General features: G+C 72.9%; 16 protein-coding genes. 8 read left to right on the forward strand and 8 right to left on the reverse strand.

From position 1 onward, the window contains the following. Position 1: 1 nt before the first annotated feature. Positions 2–274 (reverse strand): DUF397 domain-containing protein, encoded by a 273-nt coding sequence (locus IE94_RS0109485; protein WP_030181035.1) that lies wholly within the window; start codon positions 272–274, stop codon positions 2–4. Next, the gene (locus tag IE94_RS0109490) at positions 256–1,089 is read right to left on the reverse strand and encodes a helix-turn-helix domain-containing protein (RefSeq protein WP_030181038.1); all 834 of its coding nucleotides are present in this window, start codon (positions 1,087–1,089) and stop codon (positions 256–258) included. The genes IE94_RS0109485 and IE94_RS0109490 overlap by 19 nt, the downstream gene beginning before the upstream one ends. 114 nt (positions 1,090–1,203) lie before the next feature. Here IE94_RS0109490 and IE94_RS0109495 point away from each other — a divergent pair, with 114 nt between their 5' ends. Genes IE94_RS0109495 through IE94_RS0109510 form a run of 4 tightly spaced genes read left to right on the forward strand, consistent with a single transcriptional unit; the run spans position 1,204 to position 3,244 of the window. After that, on the forward strand, positions 1,204–1,410 hold the full coding sequence (locus tag IE94_RS0109495; RefSeq protein ID WP_030181040.1) for a hypothetical protein: 207 nt from the start codon (positions 1,204–1,206) through the stop codon (positions 1,408–1,410). Beyond that, entirely contained in the window at positions 1,407–1,628 is a 222-nt protein-coding gene (locus IE94_RS0109500) for a hypothetical protein (RefSeq protein ID WP_030181043.1), read from the forward strand. The genes IE94_RS0109495 and IE94_RS0109500 overlap by 4 nt, the downstream gene beginning before the upstream one ends. 23 nt (positions 1,629–1,651) lie before the next feature. Next, the gene (gene recO / locus IE94_RS0109505; protein WP_030181046.1) at positions 1,652–2,398 is read left to right on the forward strand and encodes a DNA repair protein RecO; all 747 of its coding nucleotides are present in this window, start codon (positions 1,652–1,654) and stop codon (positions 2,396–2,398) included. Between the two features lie 12 nt (positions 2,399–2,410). After that, positions 2,411–3,244 (forward strand): isoprenyl transferase, encoded by an 834-nt coding sequence (locus IE94_RS0109510; RefSeq protein WP_030181048.1) that lies wholly within the window; start codon positions 2,411–2,413, stop codon positions 3,242–3,244. Between the two features lie 112 nt (positions 3,245–3,356). Here IE94_RS0109510 and IE94_RS0109515 read toward each other — a convergent pair whose 3' ends face one another. From IE94_RS0109515 to IE94_RS0109530, 4 genes are all read right to left on the reverse strand, one after another. Continuing rightward, positions 3,357–3,776, reverse strand: coding sequence for a Fur family transcriptional regulator (locus IE94_RS0109515; protein ID WP_030181050.1), 420 nt, complete (start codon positions 3,774–3,776; stop codon positions 3,357–3,359). Between the two features lie 61 nt (positions 3,777–3,837). Further along, positions 3,838–4,740, reverse strand: a complete 903-nt coding sequence (locus IE94_RS0109520; protein WP_030181053.1) for a metal ABC transporter permease — start codon at positions 4,738–4,740, stop codon at positions 3,838–3,840. Positions 4,741–4,753: 13 nt separating this feature from the next. Then, positions 4,754–5,524 carry a metal ABC transporter ATP-binding protein gene (locus IE94_RS0109525; RefSeq protein WP_030181056.1) on the reverse strand — a complete coding sequence of 257 codons (771 nt, stop codon included), beginning with the start codon at positions 5,522–5,524 and terminating at the stop codon, positions 4,754–4,756. Positions 5,525–5,563: 39 nt separating this feature from the next. Beyond that, positions 5,564–6,553: a zinc ABC transporter substrate-binding protein gene (locus IE94_RS0109530; RefSeq protein ID WP_030181057.1), complete on the reverse strand. Its 990-nt coding sequence runs from the start codon at positions 6,551–6,553 to the stop codon at positions 5,564–5,566. A 218-nt stretch (positions 6,554–6,771) separates the two neighbouring features. Between IE94_RS0109530 and IE94_RS0109535 the strand changes: the two genes are divergently transcribed. Further along, the gene (locus IE94_RS0109535; protein WP_003976298.1) at positions 6,772–8,154 is read left to right on the forward strand and encodes a glycine--tRNA ligase; all 1,383 of its coding nucleotides are present in this window, start codon (positions 6,772–6,774) and stop codon (positions 8,152–8,154) included. A 159-nt stretch (positions 8,155–8,313) separates the two neighbouring features. Here the strand turns inward: IE94_RS0109535 and IE94_RS0109540 are convergent, their stop codons facing one another. Then, positions 8,314–9,387, reverse strand: a complete 1,074-nt coding sequence (locus IE94_RS0109540; RefSeq protein WP_030181061.1) for a chitinase — start codon at positions 9,385–9,387, stop codon at positions 8,314–8,316. Between the two features lie 123 nt (positions 9,388–9,510). Further along, positions 9,511–10,956 carry an MFS transporter gene (locus tag IE94_RS0109545; RefSeq protein ID WP_030181063.1) on the reverse strand — a complete coding sequence of 482 codons (1,446 nt, stop codon included), beginning with the start codon at positions 10,954–10,956 and terminating at the stop codon, positions 9,511–9,513. 110 nt (positions 10,957–11,066) lie between these two features. Here IE94_RS0109545 and IE94_RS0109550 point away from each other — a divergent pair, with 110 nt between their 5' ends. The 3 genes from IE94_RS0109550 to IE94_RS0109560 all read left to right on the forward strand — a co-directional run bounded on the left by IE94_RS0109550 (position 11,067) and on the right by IE94_RS0109560 (position 17,333). Next, entirely contained in the window at positions 11,067–11,963 is an 897-nt protein-coding gene (locus IE94_RS0109550; RefSeq protein WP_037922244.1) for an MmyB family transcriptional regulator, read from the forward strand. A 108-nt stretch (positions 11,964–12,071) separates the two neighbouring features. After that, positions 12,072–12,917, forward strand: coding sequence for a hypothetical protein (locus tag IE94_RS41705; protein ID WP_209441052.1), 846 nt, complete (start codon positions 12,072–12,074; stop codon positions 12,915–12,917). A gap of 9 nt (positions 12,918–12,926) precedes the next feature. Beyond that, positions 12,927–17,333 carry a cation-translocating P-type ATPase gene (locus tag IE94_RS0109560; RefSeq protein WP_051777387.1) on the forward strand — a complete coding sequence of 1,469 codons (4,407 nt, stop codon included), beginning with the start codon at positions 12,927–12,929 and terminating at the stop codon, positions 17,331–17,333. Positions 17,334–17,590: the final 257 nt, after the last annotated feature.

The raw sequence follows: 17,590 nt of genomic DNA on the forward strand, positions 1-17,590 counted from the left end.
TTTACCCCACCAGACCCCTGACGAAGACCTCCCAGGCCGCCGATCCGACGACGACCACGGGACCGCCGTCCACCTTGCTGTCCCGCACGGGGACGACGCCGGGGACTCCGTCGGCGACTTCGAGGCAGTCGCCGCCCTCGCCGTTGCTGTACGTGCTCTTGCGCCAGCGGGCGGCCCCGGGGAAGTCTCGCGCGGCCTCGACGCAGTCGCCGCCTTGGCCGTTGCTGTAGCTGCTCTTCGCCCAGTGGGCGTTGCTCAGGTCGAACTCGCGCATCGTCTGAAGTCCTCCGCCGCCGAGTCGATCAGGGCCAGGGACGCCTCCGGCGACAGCGCGGCGACCCTGAGCAGATCGTATGCGCGCTGCGCCCGCTTCACCACGGTCGGAGCGTCGACCAGGGTTCCCGAAAACGACGTCTCTGTATAGGCGACCTGTGGCGCGTCCTCGAACTCCATCAGCTTCAAAGATCCGTTCATGGCCGCATGCGCCCCCGCCTCGAACGGCAGCACCGTCACCACCGCCGCACGCTCCCGCATCAGCCGCGCCACGTGCTCCAGCTGTGCCGCCATCGCCTGCGGGCCGCCCACCGGGATCCTCAGCACGTTCTCGTGCAGCGTCACCCAATACTCGGGCCGTGTAGCGTCGTCCAGGATCAGCGACCGCTCCAGGCGGGCCGCGACGATCTCCTCCACGTAGGAGTCCGGCTTGAAGGGATTCGCGGCGATCGTGACCGCGCGGGCGTAGTCCGCGGTCTGGAGCAGGCCCGGCACGACCGTCGGGGCGAACTCGCAGATCCGCGTGGCCAGTCGCTCCAGCTCGACCACCCCGGCGAAGTAATCCGCATACCGGGGGTCATCAATCAGCTTCCTGCACAGGCGCTCGAAAATACCGTCGGTTTGTAGCGCCTCGTCGATCCGCTGAGCCACGTCCAACTGTGGTTTCCGAATTGCCTGTTCGAACTGACCAATGTAGCCACCGGAGACGAATACCCGTGCCCCCAGCTCCACTTGTGTGATTCCGGCGTCCTCCCGTCGACGTTTGAGTTCTGTTCCGAAGAACTCCCACGCGGCCTGCCGTGAACCATTGGCCATAACCAACCCCCATGCGCTGACCCGCACTTGTAGTGCATCTACTCCTGTCGAGTGTAGGCACATCGCGGCATTCTGGGGACACGAAGAGTGAAACCGTAAAGGGAAGGGGAAACGGTGGAGGTACGGCACTCGGCGGTCTGCGTCGAAGGAGCGGAGGACACGGTGAAAGAATTGCGCGCGGCGCTCGCGGAGGCGGGAATTACCCTGCCCTCGCTCGGGCTCGACCCGGTGAGTCTCGCGCGGGAGGCGCCCTGTCCGCTCGTCGAATTGGGCCGGTGTTCCGTGGAGACCGCGCGGCGCCTCGCGGCGGTGCTGCGATGACGACGACGCCGCCCGTGGGGGTCTACGCCGTGGACACCCGCAGTGGCCGGGTCGGGATCGTCATGGGGCACGAGGGGCCGTACGTGCAGATGCGGCCGTACGGCGGAGGGCGGGAGTGGGACGCCGAGCCGGGTGACGTACGCCACGCCACCGCGTCGGAGCGGCTCAGCGCGGCGACGGCCTACACCAACGCCCGAAGCCGTGGCGAGGTGCCTTGAAGGCATGCGCGAGAATGGGCGGCATGAGTCTGTTCCGCGACGACGGCATCGTGCTGCGCACCCAGAAGCTGGGTGAGGCGGACCGGATCATCACGTTGCTCACGCGCGGTCACGGGCGTGTACGCGCCGTGGCCCGCGGGGTGCGGCGCACGAAGTCGAAGTTCGGCGCCCGGCTGGAGCCGTTCTCCCACGTGGACGTGCAGTTCTTCTCGAAGAACAGCGAGCTGGTCGGGCGCGGGCTGCCGCTGTGCACGCAGAGCGAGACGATCGCGCCCTACGGTGGCGGGATCGTCACCGACTACGCGCGGTACACCGCGGGGACCGCCATGCTGGAGACGGCCGAGCGCTTCACCGACCACGAGGGCGAGCCCGCGGTGCAGCAGTACCTGCTGCTGGTCGGCGCGCTCAGGACCCTCGCCCGGGGCGAGCACGCGCCGAACCTGGTGCTCGACGCGTTCCTGCTGCGCTCCCTCGCCGTGAACGGGTACGCCCCGACCTTCGGGGACTGCGCGAAGTGCGGCCTGCCCGGTCCGAACCGGTTCTTCTCGGTGGGCTCCGGCGGCTCCGTCTGCGTCGACTGCCGGGTGCCCGGCAGCGTCGTACCCTCGCCGCAGGCCCTGGAACTGCTCGGGGCGCTGCTTGCGGGAGACTGGGGCACGGCGGACGCGGCCGAGCCGCGGTACGTGCGGGAGGGGAGCGGACTGGTCTCCGCCTATCTGCACTGGCACCTTGAGCGGGGACTGCGCTCCCTGCGGTACGTCGAGAAGTAGGAGAGAACTGAGATGGCCGTACGCGGGATCCTGGGGCGGCAGAGCCGGGAGTACAGGACGCCGGAGCCGCACCCGTCCGGAGCGCGGCCCCCCAAGCTCGGCGAGCTGGTCCCGGAGCACGTGGCGATCGTCATGGACGGCAACGGCCGCTGGGCCAAGGAGCGCGGGCTGCCGCGCACCGAGGGGCACAAGGTCGGTGCCGAGCAGGTCATGGACGTGTTGCAGGGCGGGATCGAGATGGGCGTGGCGAACATCTCGCTGTACGCCTTCTCCACCGAGAACTGGAAGCGCTCGCCGGACGAGGTGCGCTTCCTGATGAACTTCAACCGCGACTTCATCCGCAAGTCCCGCGACACCCTCGACGAGCTGGGGGTGCGGGTGCGCTGGGCGGGGCGGATGCCCAGACTGTGGAAGTCGGTGGCCAAGGAGCTCCAGGTCGCACAGGAGCAGACCAAGGACAACGACCGGCTCACGCTGTACTTCTGCATGAACTACGGCGGGCGGGCCGAGATCGCCGACGCGGCGCAGGCGCTCGCCGAGGACGTGCGGGCCGGGAAGCTCGACCCGTCGAAGGTGAACGAGAAGACGCTCGCGAAGTACCTGTACTACCCGGACATGCCGGACGTGGACCTGTTCCTGCGGCCGAGCGGGGAGCAGCGGACGTCGAACTACCTGATCTGGCAGAGCGCGTACGCCGAGATGGTCTTCCAGGACGTGCTGTGGCCCGACTTCGACCGGCGCGACCTGTGGCGGGCGTGCCTGGAGTTCGCCTCCCGCGACCGCCGCTTCGGCGGCGCCATCCCCAACGAGGAGCTCCTGGCCATGGAGGGCCGCAGTATCCAGTAAGCCCCGGGCGGCGACATCAGCCCGTCCGGGAGCATCCCCTCCGGGGGAGTTCGAGGGCGAGGCCGTTCAGGCCGGTACAGGGGCCCGGGGCGCCGTCCCGGCCCCATCCCGCTCAGCCGCTGCAGGCCTCCGCGCAGTCGGCGCAGGTGCCGAAGATCTCCACCGTGTGCGCCACGTTGACGTAGCCGTGCTCCGCGGCGATGGCCTCGGCCCACTTCTCGACCGCGGGGCCCTCCACCTCGACCGCCTTGCCGCAGGCGCGGCAGACCAGGTGGTGGTGGTGGTCGCCGGTGGAGCAGCGCCGGTAGACGGACTCGCCCTCGGCGGTGCGCAGGACGTCGACCTCGCCGGCGTCGGCGAGGGACTGAAGGGTGCGGTAGACCGTGGTGAGCCCGACCGCGTCGCCCTTGTGCTTGAGCATGTCGTGAAGTTCCTGCGCGCTGCGGAACTCCTCGACCTCCTGAAGGGCGGCCGACACGGCAGCCCGCTGCCGGGTGGCGCGGCCCTTCACGGGCGGTCCAGCGGTGGTCACTGGTTCCTCCTCACGTCTTCGCGGCTTGCCGGGCCATTGTGCCAGCCCGGTTCGCCCGCGGTCAGACGCCGACCTCGTCGGCGACCCCCCTGGTGGCCGGAATCTTGCACTCCGCCGGATCCGCGGTGGACTGCGCGGCGGCGAGCGCCCGCGCGCGTCGCCGGGCCAGCGGGGCGGCCAGCACGCTCAGCAGGATGAACGCGCCGATGGTGAGCAGCACGATCGTCGCGCCGGGCGGCACGTCCTGGTAGTACGAGGTGACCGTGCCGCCGATGGTCACGCTCACGCCGAGCGCGACGGAGATCGCGAAGGTGGCGGCGAAGCTGCGGGTGAGCTGCTGCGCGGCGGCCACCGGGACCACCATCAGCGCCGACACCAGCAGCAGCCCGACCACGCGCATCGCGACCGTCACCGTGACCGCCGCCGTGACGGCCGTCAGCAGGTTCAGCGCGCGCACCGGCAGCCCGGTGACCCGGGCGAACTCCTCGTCCTGGCTGACGGCGAACAGCTGGCGGCGCAGGCCGACGGTGACGAGGACGACGAAGGCGGCCAGCAGGCAGATCGCGGTCACGTCGGACTCGGAGACGGTCGACAGGGAGCCGAAGAGGTACGAGGTGAGGTTGGCGTTGGAGCCGCCCGGCGAGAGGTTGATGAACATCACGCCGCCCGCCATGCCGCCGTAGAAGAGCATGGCGAGGGCGATGTCGCCCCGGGTCCTGCCGTACCAGCGGATCAGCTCCATGAGGACCGCGCCGAGGACGGAGACCACGGTCGCCATCCACACCGGGGACCAGGAGAGCAGGAAGCCGAGGCCGACGCCGGTCATCGCCACGTGGCCGATGCCGTCGCCCATGAGGGCCTGGCGGCGCTGGACCAGGTAGATGCCGATGGCGGGGGCGGTGATGCCGACCAGGACGGCGGCGAGCAGGGCCCGCTGCATGAAGGCGTAGTTCAGGATTTCCATGGTCGTCGCCTTCTCAGCTCAGCAGGCCGGTGCGGATCGGTTCGGCGCCGGCGGGTGCGTGCGGGTGGACGTGGTCGTGGCCGGGCAGGGCGTGCTGGCCGACCGCCTCGGGCGGCGGGCCGTCGTGCAGGACGCAGCCTTCGCGGAGCACCACCGCCCGGTCGATCAGGGGCTCCAGCGGGCCCAGCTCGTGCAGGACGAGGAGGACGGTGGCGCCGGCCGCGACCTGCCCCCGCAGGGTCGCCGCCAGGACCTCCTGGCTGGCCAGGTCGACGCCCGCCATCGGCTCGTCCATGATCAGCAGTTCGGGCTCGGCGGCGAGCGCGCGGGCGATCAGCACGCGCTGGTGCTGGCCGCCGGAGAGGGCGTTCACCGAGTCCCTGGCGCGGTCCGCCATGCCGACCAGGTCCAGGGCGCGGCGTACGGCCTCGTGGTCGGCCTTGCGCAGGACGCCGAAGCGGGCGCGGGAGAGCCGGCCCGAGGCGACCACCTCGGTCACCGTGGCGGGGACGCCGCCCGCGGCGGTGGTGCGCTGCGGGACGTAGCCCACCCGGGCCCAGTCGCGGAAGCGGCGCCTCGGGGTGCCGAACAGCTCGATCTCCCCGGCGGACACCGGCACCTGGCCGATGACCGTGCGCACGGCCGTGGACTTGCCCGAGCCGTTGGCGCCGAGCAGCGCGACCACCTGGCCGCGCCGCACGGTGAGGTCGATGCCGCGCAGGACGGGGCGCGAGCCCAGCTCGGCGCGCACGCCGCGCAGGGATATGACGGACTCGTCGCTCACGATGTCCTCCGTAACGATCGAACTGCCGGGTGGTACTGCTTACTTGGCGCCGAGGGCGGTTTCGAGCGCCTTGAGGTTGGCCTCCATGACCCCGACGTAGTCCTCGCCCCTGGACTTGTCGGTGATGCCCTCCAGCGGATCGAGGACGTCCGTCTTCAGGCCCGCGTCCTTGGCGAGGGTCTTCGCGGTCTTGTCGGACACCAGTGTCTCGTAGAAGACGGTGGTGACGCCGTCGGCCCTGGCCTCCTCCTGGAGCTCCTTGATCCGGGCGGGGCTGGGCTCGCTCTCCGGGTCGAGGCCGTTGATGGCCTCCTGGGTGAGTCCGTAGCGCTCGGCGAGGTAGCCGAAGGCGGCGTGGTTGGTGAAGAAGACCTTGCTGCCGGTCTTCGCCAGGCCGTTCTTGAACGCCGTGTCCAGGCCGCTCAGCTTCTTCGCCAGCGCCTCGGCGTTCTCGCGGTAGTCGTCGGCGTGGTCCGGGTCGGCCTTCTCGAAGGCCCGGGCGACGCCCTGGGCGATCTCGGCGTACTTCACGGGGTCCAGCCAGACGTGCGGGTCGAGCGCGTGCCCACCGCCCTCGGAGTGCTCCTCCTCGGCGTGCTCGTCGGCGTGCTCCTCGCCGCCGTGGTCGTGCTCCACGTCCCCGTGGTCCTCGAGCTTCGTCAGCGTGGCGGCGTCGATCTTGGTCTTCACGCCGGACTGGTCGACGGCCTTGTCCACGGCGGGCTGGAGGGACTTGAGGTAGAGCACCGCGTCGGCCTCGCCCATCCCGGCCGTCTGCCGGGCGCTCAGCTCCAGGTCGTGCGGCTCCTGGCCGGGCTCGGTGAGCGTGGTGACGTTCACGTGGTCCCCGCCGATCTGCTCGGCCAGGTACTCCATGGGGTAGAACGACGCGACGACGTCGAACTTGTCCGTATTGCCCGCGGTGCCCGCCGCCGAGCTGTCGCTGGAGCAGGCGGAGAGGGTCCCCAGGCCGAGCGCGGTGGCCGCGGTGACTGCTATGCCGGATATGCGGCGTCGTCGTGCGTTCATGACACTCATTTTCAACAAATATGGAAACCGTTGTCAACAAGCGGGTGATTCCGCAGATGGGAGGCCCCGATTTGGCCGTGGGGCGGCCCACGCCGGTAACCTGAAGCATTCTCTGGAAGCACCTCGCTTCGCCCGTCCGTCCCCCGACCACCACCCCCCTCATCGAGGCGCTTCGCGCCGCACCAGTCAGTCACCGTCGTCGTAATGAAGAGAGCACCGTGGCCGCCGACAAGATCGACACCATCGTCAGCCTGAGCAAGCGCCGTGGCTTCGTATTCCCCTGCAGTGAGATCTACGGCGGTCAGCGCGCCGCCTGGGACTACGGGCCGCTGGGTGTCGAGCTCAAGGAGAACCTCAAGCGCCAGTGGTGGCGCTACATGGTCACCTCGCGCGAGGACGTCGTCGGTCTCGACTCCTCCGTGATCCTGGCTCCCGAGGTCTGGGTGGCGTCCGGTCACGTCGCCACCTTCACCGACCCGCTGACCGAGTGCACCTCCTGCCACAAGCGGTTCCGCGCGGACCACCTGGAGGAGGCGTACGAGGAGAAGAAGGGGCACGCCCCGGAGAACGGCCTCGCCGACCTCAACTGCCCCAACTGCGGCAACAAGGGCACCTTCACCGAGCCCAAGCAGTTCTCCGGTCTGCTCTCCACCCACCTCGGCCCGACCCAGGACAGCGGCTCCGTCGCCTACCTGCGGCCCGAGACCGCCCAGGGCATCTTCACCAACTTCGCCCAGGTGCAGACCACTTCGCGCCGCAAGCCGCCGTTCGGTATCGCCCAGATGGGCAAGTCCTTCCGCAACGAGATCACGCCCGGCAACTTCATCTTCCGCACCCGCGAGTTCGAGCAGATGGAGATGGAGTTCTTCGTCAAGCCGGGCGAGGACGAGAAGTGGCAGGAGTACTGGATGGAGCAGCGCTGGAACTGGTACACCGGCCTCGGTCTCCGCGAGGAGAACATGCGCTGGTACGAGCACCCGGCCGAGAAGCTCTCCCACTACTCCAAGCGCACCGCCGACATCGAGTACCGCTTCTCCTTCGGCGGCAGCGAGTGGGGCGAGCTGGAGGGTGTCGCCAACCGGACCGACTACGACCTCTCCTCGCACGCCAAGGCCTCCGGCCAGGACCTCTCCTACTACGACCAGGAGGCCCAGGAGCGCTGGACGCCGTACGTCATCGAGCCGGCGGCCGGTGTCGGTCGGGCGATGCTCGCCTTCCTGCTCGACGCGTACATCGAGGACGAGGCGCCGAACGCCAAGGGCAAGCTGGAGAAGCGCACGGTGCTGCGCCTCGACCCGCGGCTGTCGCCGGTGAAGGTCGCCGTGCTGCCGCTGTCCCGCAACCCGGAGCTGTCGCCGAAGGCGAAGGGGCTCGCGCAGGCGCTGCGGCAGAACTGGAACATCGAGTTCGACGACGCGGGCGCGATCGGGCGGCGGTACCGGCGTCAGGACGAGATCGGCACGCCGTTCTGTGTGACCGTGGACTTCGACACGCTGGACGACAACGCGGTGACCGTGCGGGAGCGGGACACGATGAAGCAGGAGCGCGTGTCGCTGGACCAGATCGAGGGGTACCTCGCGTCTCGGCTGGTTGGCTGCTGAACGTCCGTTCCGGTTGCTGTACCAGGGGGCTCCGCCCCCTGGACCCCGGCCTGTGCCCACCCCCACCCGACTCGGTCGGGAGGGGGGTGGGCGTTTCGGGTTTCGGGGGCCCGGGGCCCCGGGGGCTCGGTTCGGGCTTCCCGGCTCGCCCCTCCCGGCTCAGCGGCCCTGCAGGGACTTCACGTTGTCGCCGAAGGTCCAGTTCTTCGAGCCGTCCCAGTTGAGGGACCAGGTCATCAGGCCCTTGAGGGCGCCGTTGTAGTGGTTCCAGGCCTGGGAGACCAGGGACGGGGACATGTGGCCGCCGCCCGCGCCGGGCTGGGCGGGCAGGCCCGGGACCTGCTTGTCGTAGGGCACCTTGATCGTCGTGCCCTGGACGACCAGGCCCTTGTTCAGGCAGTCGGTCTGGGCGGTGAAGCCCTGCACGGTGCCGGCCGCGTAGGAGTCGCCGGAACAGCCGTACATGCTGCCGTTGTAGTACTGCATGTTCAGCCACCACAGGCGGCCGTTGTCCGCGTACTTCTTGACGATCGGCAGGTACGCGCCCCAGATCGAGCCGTAGACGATGCTGCCGCCGGTGACGTACGCCGTCTCCGGAGCCATCGTGAGGCCGAAGTTCGAGGGCATGCGGGCCAGGACGCCGTCGATGATCCGGACCAGGTTGGACTGGGACGTGGAGAGCTGGTTGACGTTGCCGCTGCCGGTCAGGCCGGTCTCGATGTCGATGTCGATGCCGTCGAAGTTGTACTTCTTCAGGATCGGCACGATCGTGTCGACGAAACGGTCCGCGACCGCCGTCGAGTTGAGGTCGATGCCGGCCGCCGCGCCGCCGATGGAGAGCAGCAGCGTCTGCCCGGACGCCTTGGCCGCGCACATCTCGGCGGGCGTCGCCACCTTCACGCCCGCGTCCATGCCGTCCTCCCACAGGGCCGTCCCGTCGGAGCGGATGACCGGGAAGGCCGCGTTCAGGACGTTGTAGCCGTGGGCGGCGATCTGGGGGTTGGTGACGGGGGTCCAGCCGAAGGGCGGGTGGACGCCGTTGGCGGCGCCGTCCCAGTTCTCCCAGTAGCCCTGGAGGACCTTGCCCGCGGGCTTGGACTTCACGGCGCAGGTGTCGGCGGCCGGGGCCGGGGCGGTGCCGGTGGGGGCGGCGGACGCGGTGGCCGCGCCCAGGGGGACCAGAACGGTGCCCGCCAGTGCGGCGGCCAGTAGACGGAACGTGCGGCGGATCATGCCGGGCCTCCCGGTGGGGGATCGGTGAGGGAGAGTCGACTTGTGTCGTAGGCATGACAGTGGTTTGGTCCAGACCTTTCGTCAAGAGGTCTGGACCAAGTGCGGGTGTGGACTGAGTGAGTGTCAGGCGATCGTCCAGGGCAGGCGCAGGCTCAGCAGGCCGGTCAGCACCACCCCGGCGAACTGGACCAGCAGCGTCGTCACCAGGGCGTCCCGCATGCCCATGCCCGGGATCAGCGACAGGAACAGCGTGCCCAGGGTGGCCACGCCCAGGGCCAGGGACGACTGCTGGGTGGTGATCATGACGCCGCTGCCCACGCCGGCGCGTACGGCAGGCACCTCCGACAGGACAACCCGGAAGATCACCGGGAGTTGGAGCGCCTGGCCCGCGCCGGCGACCACCGCGCCCGGCAGCAGTTCGACCAGGCCCAGGTCGGGCCAGGAACGCCACGCGGCCAGCGTCATCAGGGCCAGGCCCACCCCCTGGAGGACGGCGCCGACGGGCACGACGCGGGTGCCGTAGCGGGCGACCAGGCGGGGGCCGGCGAGGGAGAAGAGGAAGAACACCACCGCGAGTGGGGCCAGCGCCAGGCCCGCGGCCACCGGGCCCAGGCCCGCGCCCTGCTGCAACGCCACGGCGATGACGAACATGAAGCCGCTGAAGCCGATCGAGAACGGCACGATGAGCAGCAGGCCGCGGCGCAGCGAGACGATCGCGAACAGGCTCGGCGGGACCAGCGGGGTGCGGCCCGCGCGGTCCGCCCGGCGCTCCACCGCGTAGAACGCCGCCGCCGCGAACGGGAACGCCGCCAGCGACAGCCAGGTCCACAGCGGCCAGCCCGCCGCCCGGCCCTCGGTCAGCGGGACCAGCAGGGTCAGGATCGAGGCGGCCAGCAGGAAGGTGCCGGGGACGTCCACCGGCTCGGGACGCGCGGAGCGGGTCTCCGGGACCGCGCGGGCGGCGAGGAACAGGCCCACGAGGACGACCGGGACGTTCACCAGGAAGACGGAACGCCAGCCGGTGCCCGCGATGTCCGCCGCCACCAGGACGCCGCCCAGGATCTGGCCGGCCACCATCGACAGGCCGGCCGTCGCCCCGTACAGGCCCATGGCCTTCGCGCGCCGGGGACCGGCCGTGGTCGCCTGGATGGTCGCCAGCACCTGCGGCAGCATCGCGGCGGCCGAGGCGCCCTGCGCCGCCCGCGCCGCCACCAGGGACCAGGCGTCCGGCGCGAGACCGCAGGCCAGCGAGGTCAGCCCGAAGGCCGCCATGCCGCCCAGGAACAGGCGGCGCCGGCCGAAGAGGTCGCCGAGCCGGCCCCCGAGGACCAGCAGGACGGCGTACGCCACCCCGTACCCGGCGACGACGAGTTCCAGGACCGCCTCGCTCGCGGACAGGTCCGCGCCGATGGTGGGCAGGGCGACGTTGACGATGAAGAAGTCGACGAGCGGGAGTGCCGCACCCAGCAGCACCGTGAAGAGTCCGAGGCCGCCGAGCGCGGGTGACGCCGAGGGGGCCGTACCCGAGGGGCCCGTACGGACGGGACGTGAAGTGATGGTTTCGGTCACGTGGTCGAGCCTGCGACCGTTTCCAGGGTGGTACCAGAGTCTTCTTATCCTGGTAGGACCAGTACCTGGCAACAGGTTACCCGGCGCGGCATCCTGGAGGCATGACGACGATGACGGGTCGGGAGACGGCGGTCCAGTCGCCGCCCCGGGACACCGGCTCGGAGATCCGGCGGCACGAACTCGCCGCCTTCCTGCGCAGCCGCCGCGAGCGCATCGCGCCGGAGCAGGTGGGGCTGCCCCGCGGACGCCGGCGCCGGACCCCGGGGCTGCGGCGCGAGGAGGTCGCCCAGCTCTCGGCCGTCGGCGTCACCTGGTACACCTGGCTGGAGCAGTCCCGGGACATCCAGGTCTCCGTCCAGGTCCTCGACGCCCTCGCCCGCGCCCTGCTGCTCGACCCCTCCGAGCGTGCCCACCTCTTCCAGCTGGCGGGGGCCGTCGACCCGACGCCCGCGCGGGTGTGCCCGGCCATCACCCCGGCGGTGCGCGCCCTGCTGGAGCAGTTCGAGCCGTACCCCGCCTGTGTGCAGAACAGCCGGTACGACATCCTCGCCCACAACCGGACGTACGGGCTGCTGCTGTGCGACCTGGAGGCGGTGCCGCCCGAGGACCGCAACTGCATGATCCTCTCCTTCACCCACGAGGACTGGCGGGCCTCGATCGTGCACCTGGAGGAGACCCAGCGGCTGATGGCGGCGCGGTTCCGCGCGACCATGGCCGGTCATCTCGCCGAGCCCGCCTGGAAGATGCTCCTCAAGCGGCTGCGCACCCAGTCGCCGGAGTTCCGCGAGGTCTGGGAGCGGCACGAGGTCGTCGCGCACCGCAGCAAGCGCAAGGAGTTCCTCAACCGGTACGTCGGGCGGATCCGCCTCGACCACACCGACCTGTGGCTCGGACCGGAGGCCGGGCCCCGGATGGTGACGTACGCACCGGCCGACGAGGTGTCCCGTCAGCGGCTGGAGAAACTGCACGCGATCGCTCTGGAGCGCGGGCCGGCTTCCTCCGGGTGAGTGCCCGAAGTGCGGGAACCCGCAGATATGCGGAAGGTGATGTTCCCAGGGTTTCCACGGCCCGGCGCCGGGGTTCCCACAGCACGGACAGGGCGAGGACGAAGAGTCATGGCTGAGCAGAAGTCGGCGCGGACACTCCCGCGGCCGTTGCACGCGGCCGCTTCGGCGGTGCGGAAGGTGCCGGGTGCCGGGACGGTGGGCAGGGCCGCCGAGGGCGCGCTGGACAGGATCGGGGCGGTGTCGCCGCGCGGGCGGCGCGTGCTCGTCTACACGGGCGCCGGGGTGCTGGGCGTCGCCGGGCTGGTGGAGTGGCCGGTGGCGGCCACCGGAGCGGCGGTGGCCTGGCTGACGCAGCCGCGCGGGCAGGACCGGAACGGGAGCGCGGGCAAGGCCGGTGCCGCCGGGGAGGCCCGGGGCACCGCGGACAGCAGGGCCGACCGGACGCAGGCCCGGAAGACCACCGCCCGGGCGGCCACGGCGAAGACGGGCACGGCCAAGACGGGCACGGCCAAGGCGGGCACGGGCGGGACGGCCGCGGCGAAGCGGATCACCGGGGCCAAGAAGGCCACGGCGGCCAAGTCCACGGCGAGCAAGTCCACCGCGGCCAAGTCCTCGGCGAGCAAGGCCACGTCAGCCAGGTCCACGGCAAGCAAGGCCACGGCAGCCAGGTCCACGGCAAGCAAGGCCACGGCAAGCAGGGCCACGGCAAGCAGGGCCACGGCAGCCAAGTCCGCCGCCGCGAAGAAGTCCGCCGCGAAGGAGTCCGCCGCGAAGGAGTCCGCGGCGAAGAAGTCGGCTGCGAAGAAGACCTCCGCGAAGAAGACCGCGTCCCCCACCCGGGCCAAGAGCCAGTCGGGGACCAAGGCGTCTTCGAGCAGGCCCTCCGCCTCGGGCGGAAGCCGCGGCCGCGGACGCAGGACGGCCGCCGCGTCGCGCACCCGCACGTCCGGCTGAGGGAGCGCCATGGTCGGTGGACTGCTGACGCGTTCCCAGGACGCCGTCACGGGACTGGTCCTGGCCGGGCCCCGGCTGCTCGCGCGCGGCACCGCGCCCGCCGTGGGCGCCGCGGCCGGAGCGGCGGCGGGCACCGCGCGGGCCGGTGTGCGCGGCGCCGACTTCGCGGCCCGGGCGGCCCGGGTGGCCCGCGCGGCACTGCCCGGCGGACCGCGGGAGTGGCGGGCCGGGGCGCGGGCGCACCTCGCCCTGCGGCCGGCCGTGACGGACGAGGTGCGCCGGGCGGGCGGTACGGAGCAGGTGGCGCGGCGGGTGGCGGCGGCCCTGGCCGAGCACCCGGACGTCCTGCTCGCCTACTGGGACACCGGTCTCGCCAGACTGGTGGTCACCGCGACCGAGGACACGCTCACCGACCGCGTCGTGGACCACGCCACCGAACTGGCCGAACGCCACGGACTCACCCGGGCGGACCAGACCGCCCCCGCCGCCTCGGACGACCCGGTGGACGAGCCGGACCACCCCGGAGACCCGGCCCCGGTGCGGGTCGCGGCGACCGCGCTCGGCGCGGACGTGCTGGGCATCGCCGCCGCCGTGACCGGCGCACGGCTGCGGCTGCCCCCCTCGCCCCGCCTGGTCACCGCCGTGGCGACGCTGCTGCGCGAGAACCCGGCCTTCCGCGCCTGGCTGGGCGAGCGGCTCGGCGAGCACCGCATGGACGTCGCGCTGGCCGCCGCCAACGCGGCCGTCCACGGCGCCGGGCAGAGCCCCACCTCGCTGGTGCTCGACGGGGCGCTGCGCGTCTGCCAGTTGACGGAGGCGGTGGCGCGCGGGGCCGCCTTCGAGGTCGTGCACGACCAGCTGTGCGTCCCCGGCCGGGGCAGCCTGCCCGCCGCGCCCGCCCTGCGTCCGCCGCCGCGCACCTCGCCCGCCCAGGACTACGCCGCCCACGCCTCGGCGGGGAGCGTGGCGGGCGCCGCCGCGACCCTGCTGGTCAAGCACGACGTGGCCGAGGCGGCCGAGGCGGTGCTCGCCGGTTCGCCCAAGGCCGCGCGCTACGGACCCGCCGCCTTCCACGCCGTACTGAGCGCCGCGCTGTCCCGCACGGGCGTGCTGGTGCGCGATCCCGGGCGGCTGCGGCAGCTGGAGATGGCCCGCACGGTCGTGCTGCACCCCAGCGCGCTGCGGGTGCCGGACGCGGGCGCCGACCCGTGGACCGAGGACGTGCTGGACGCGGCGCGCCGCGCGGGACTGCGCGTGGTCATGGTCGAGGACCCGGCGCTGGCCGACTTCACCGGCCTCGCCGACCAGGTCGTCGGCGCCCGGCGCCCGCTCGCGGACGTCGTGGCCGAACTGCGCGCCGAGGGCGGCGTCATCACCGTCGTACGGCCGCTGCCCGGCGACGACGGGTCGGTGTCGGCCGGGCTGCTCGCCGGGGACGTGGCCGTCGCCCTGGCGGACGCCGACTGCCCGGTGGCCTGGGGCGCGGACGTGCTGGCCCCGCAGGGGCTCGCCGACGTGTGGCGGGTGCTGCGGGCGGTGCCGGTCGCGCGTGCCGTCGGGCGCCGGTCGCAGACCCTGGCCCGGTCCGGGGCCGCGCTGTCCGGACTGCTGGTGGCGGTCGGCGAGGCGCGCGGCAGGAGCCGGGGCGGCGTGTCGTCGCTGCTGGGGATGCGGCACGCGCCGGTGGACGCGAGCGCGGCGCTGGCCCTGCTGTCGGGATCCCGGGCAGCGCTCGGCGTGGCGACGGCCCGCGCCCCGCACCCCCGCGCCCGGGTGGCCTGGCACGCACTGGACCCGGACGACGTACGGGAGCGGCTGGAGCGGGAGCGCGAACCCGAGCCGACCGCCGTGGAGCAGGCCACCGCCCGGGTGCGCGCCGCCGCCGACCGGGCGGGCCGGGTGCCCGTGCTGGCCCCGGTCCGCTGGTCGTGGCAGCTGGCCCGTGCCGTGCGCGGAGAGCTGGACGACCCGCTCACCCCGGTCCTCGCGGTCGGCTCGGCGGCCTCCGCGATCCTCGGGTCGGTCGTCGACGCCCTGCTCGTCGTCGGCGCCCTCGACCTGAACGCGCTGGTCGGCGGCTTCCAGCGGCTGCGCGCCGAGCGGGCGCTGTCCGGGCTGCTGGCGGAGCAGAAGCAGAAGGCCCGGGTCACCGAGGAGCAGTTCGGGCCGGACAGCGCGCGGTCCGCCGCGGAGGGCGAGCCGCGGATCGTGGACGCGGCCAAGCTGCACCCCGGTCATGTGATCGAGCTGAAGGCGGACGACGTGGTGCCCGCCGACGCCCGGCTGCTGTGGGAGGACGGCCTGGAGGTGGACGAGTCCGCGCTCACCGGTGAGTCGCTGCCGGTGGACAAGTCGGTGGACCCGGCGCCCCGCGCCCCCGTGGCGGAGCGGTACTGCATGGTCTTCGAGGGCACGACCGTGGTGGCCGGGCGGGCCCGCGCCGTCGTCGTCGACACCGGCGACCACACCGAGGCGGCGCGGGCGGTCGCGCTGGCGGCCCGTACGCCGTCGGCGGCCGGGGTGCAGGCCAGGCTCCAGGAGCTGACCCGCAAGGCGCTGCCGCTCACCCTGGCGGGCGGGGCCGCGGTCACCGGGCTCTCGCTGCTGCGCGGGGCGCCGATCCGGCAGGCGGTCGCCGGTGGGGTGTCGGTGGCGGTGGCCGCCGTGCCCGAGGGGCTGCCGCTGGTGGCGACGGTGGCCCAGCTCGCGGCGGCCCGCCGGCTCAGCCGCCGGGGCGTCCTGGTGCGCACCCCGCGCACACTGGAGGCGCTCGGCCGGATGGACACCGTCTGCTTCGACAAGACGGGCACCCTCACCGAGAACAGGCTGCGGCTGTCGCGGGTCGCGGGCACCGACGGCACGGTCCGCCGGGTGGGCGAGGCGGAGACCGCCGGCACCGTACGGGTCGCGGCGCGCGCCTGCCCCCGGCTGGACGGCGACGGCGCCCGGCCCACGCACGCCACCGACGAGGCCGTCCTGGACGCGGCGGGGGAGGACCCCGACTGGACGCAGGAGGAGGGCCTGCCCTTCGAGACCTCCCGCGGCTACGCCGCCGCCGTCGGACGCGAGGGCGCGGCGGGCCCCGCCGTGCTGGTGGTCAAGGGCGCCCCGGAGACGGTCCTGCCCGCCTGCGCCGACCTGCCGGCGCACGCCCTGGAGGTGGCCCAGCGGCTGGCGGGCGACGGACTGCGCATCATCGCGGTGGCGCGGCGGACCCTGGCCAGGGGAGAGAAGGCGGCCGACGTCCTCGAACGGCAGCCGTCCAAGCTGGAGTTCACCGGACTGCTCGCGCTGGCCGACGTGCCCCGCGAGACCTCCCCGGCGCTGGTGCGCGGGCTGCGCGAGGCGGGCGTACGGCCCGTGGTGCTGACCGGCGACCACCCGCGGACCGCGCACGCCATCGCCGTCGACCTGGGCTGGCCCGAGGACGCGGTCGTGGTCACCGGCGACGAACTCGCCGCCGCCGACCGCACCGCGCGCTCCCGGATGCTGCGCGACGCGGACGTGGTGGCCCGGGTGGCGCCCGAGCAGAAGCTCCAGGTCGTCGAGTCGCTGCGGGACGCCGGACGGGTCGTCGGCATGGTCGGCGACGGCGCCAACGACGCCGCCGCGATCCGGGCCGCCGACATCGGCGTCGGCATCAGCGCCCGCGGTTCGGCCGCCGCCCGCAACGCCGCCGACCTGGTGGTCACGGGCGAGGACCTGCTGGTCCTGGTGGAGGCGGTGCGGGAGGGCCGGGCGCTGTGGCACAGCGTCGCCGACGCCATCGCCATCCTGATCGGCGGCAACGCGGGCGAGGTCGGCTTCGGCATCCTCGGCACGGTGCTGGGCGGTGCCGCCCCGCTGTCCACCCGCCAGATGCTGCTGGTCAACCTCTTCACCGACCTGTTCCCGGCGATGGCGGTCGCGGTGACGAAGACCGGCGACCCGGAGCAGGAGGCCGCCGACGCGGGCGCGCCGCTCGGGACGGCCGTGCTGGGCGAGCCCCTCATCCGGCAGATCCGGCACCGGGCGATGACCACGGCGCTGGGGGCGACCGCGGCCTGGCTGCTGGGCCGCTTCACGGTGGGCACGGAGCGCCGCTCGACGACCATGGCCCTGTGCGCGGTCGTCGGCACCCAGCTCGCCCAGACCCTCGCCGACCGCCGCGACAGCCGCCTGGTCCAGGTCACCTCCCTCGGCTCCGCCGCCGCCCTGATCGCCCTCGTCCAGACCCCGGGCGTCAGCCGCCTCTTCGGCTGCACCCCACTGGGACCGGTCGCCTGGACGGGCGTGGCCGCGGCGATCACGCTAGCGCTGGCCGGGCAGCGGGCGCTGCCGGGCCTGGAGGACGCGATCGTGAAGTACTGGCCGAAGGTGACCGAGCGGTTGCCGGTGAAGAGTTCCGGTGCGGTGGAGCAGGGCGCGAGCGGGTGATTGCGCGGGTCCGCCGTCGCCGTCCGCAGGGCGGGTGGATGCTGCGCGCCGGAGCGGGCGCTCCGGGCCGTCCGGCAGCGTCGGCCTCCCACATCGGACGCCCGGGGGTACGGACGGTTCCCGGTCCCCGACGGCGCCGGGCCCGCCGGGCGGTGCCGGGTTCGCCGGGCGGTGCCGGGTTCGCCGGGCGGTGCCGGGCTCGCCGGATGGTGCCGGGCTCGCCGGGAGGCTGCGGGGCGAGCAGAGCGACTTCGGCT

The organism is Streptomyces violaceorubidus, assembly GCF_000717995.1.
GTDB classification, from domain to species: domain Bacteria; phylum Actinomycetota; class Actinomycetes; order Streptomycetales; family Streptomycetaceae; genus Streptomyces; species Streptomyces violaceorubidus.

Coding starts and splice junctions, on each gene's coding strand:
- IE94_RS0109520 (WP_030181053.1), bottom strand. CDS start 4,740: ATGGAAATCCTGAACTACGCCTTCATGCAGCGGGCCCTGCTCGCCGCC.
- IE94_RS41705 (WP_209441052.1), top strand. CDS start 12,072: ATGGCTGAGCAGAAGTCGGCGCGGACACTCCCGCGGCCGTTGCACGCG.
- IE94_RS0109560 (WP_051777387.1), top strand. CDS start 12,927: ATGGTCGGTGGACTGCTGACGCGTTCCCAGGACGCCGTCACGGGACTG.
- IE94_RS0109550 (WP_037922244.1), top strand. CDS start 11,067: ATGACGGGTCGGGAGACGGCGGTCCAGTCGCCGCCCCGGGACACCGGC.
- IE94_RS0109540 (WP_030181061.1), bottom strand. CDS start 9,387: ATGATCCGCCGCACGTTCCGTCTACTGGCCGCCGCACTGGCGGGCACC.
- IE94_RS0109530 (WP_030181057.1), bottom strand. CDS start 6,553: ATGAACGCACGACGACGCCGCATATCCGGCATAGCAGTCACCGCGGCC.
- recO (WP_030181046.1), top strand. CDS start 1,652: ATGAGTCTGTTCCGCGACGACGGCATCGTGCTGCGCACCCAGAAGCTG.
- IE94_RS0109485 (WP_030181035.1), bottom strand. CDS start 274: ATGCGCGAGTTCGACCTGAGCAACGCCCACTGGGCGAAGAGCAGCTAC.
- IE94_RS0109510 (WP_030181048.1), top strand. CDS start 2,411: ATGGCCGTACGCGGGATCCTGGGGCGGCAGAGCCGGGAGTACAGGACG.
- IE94_RS0109490 (WP_030181038.1), bottom strand. CDS start 1,089: ATGGCCAATGGTTCACGGCAGGCCGCGTGGGAGTTCTTCGGAACAGAA.
- IE94_RS0109500 (WP_030181043.1), top strand. CDS start 1,407: ATGACGACGACGCCGCCCGTGGGGGTCTACGCCGTGGACACCCGCAGT.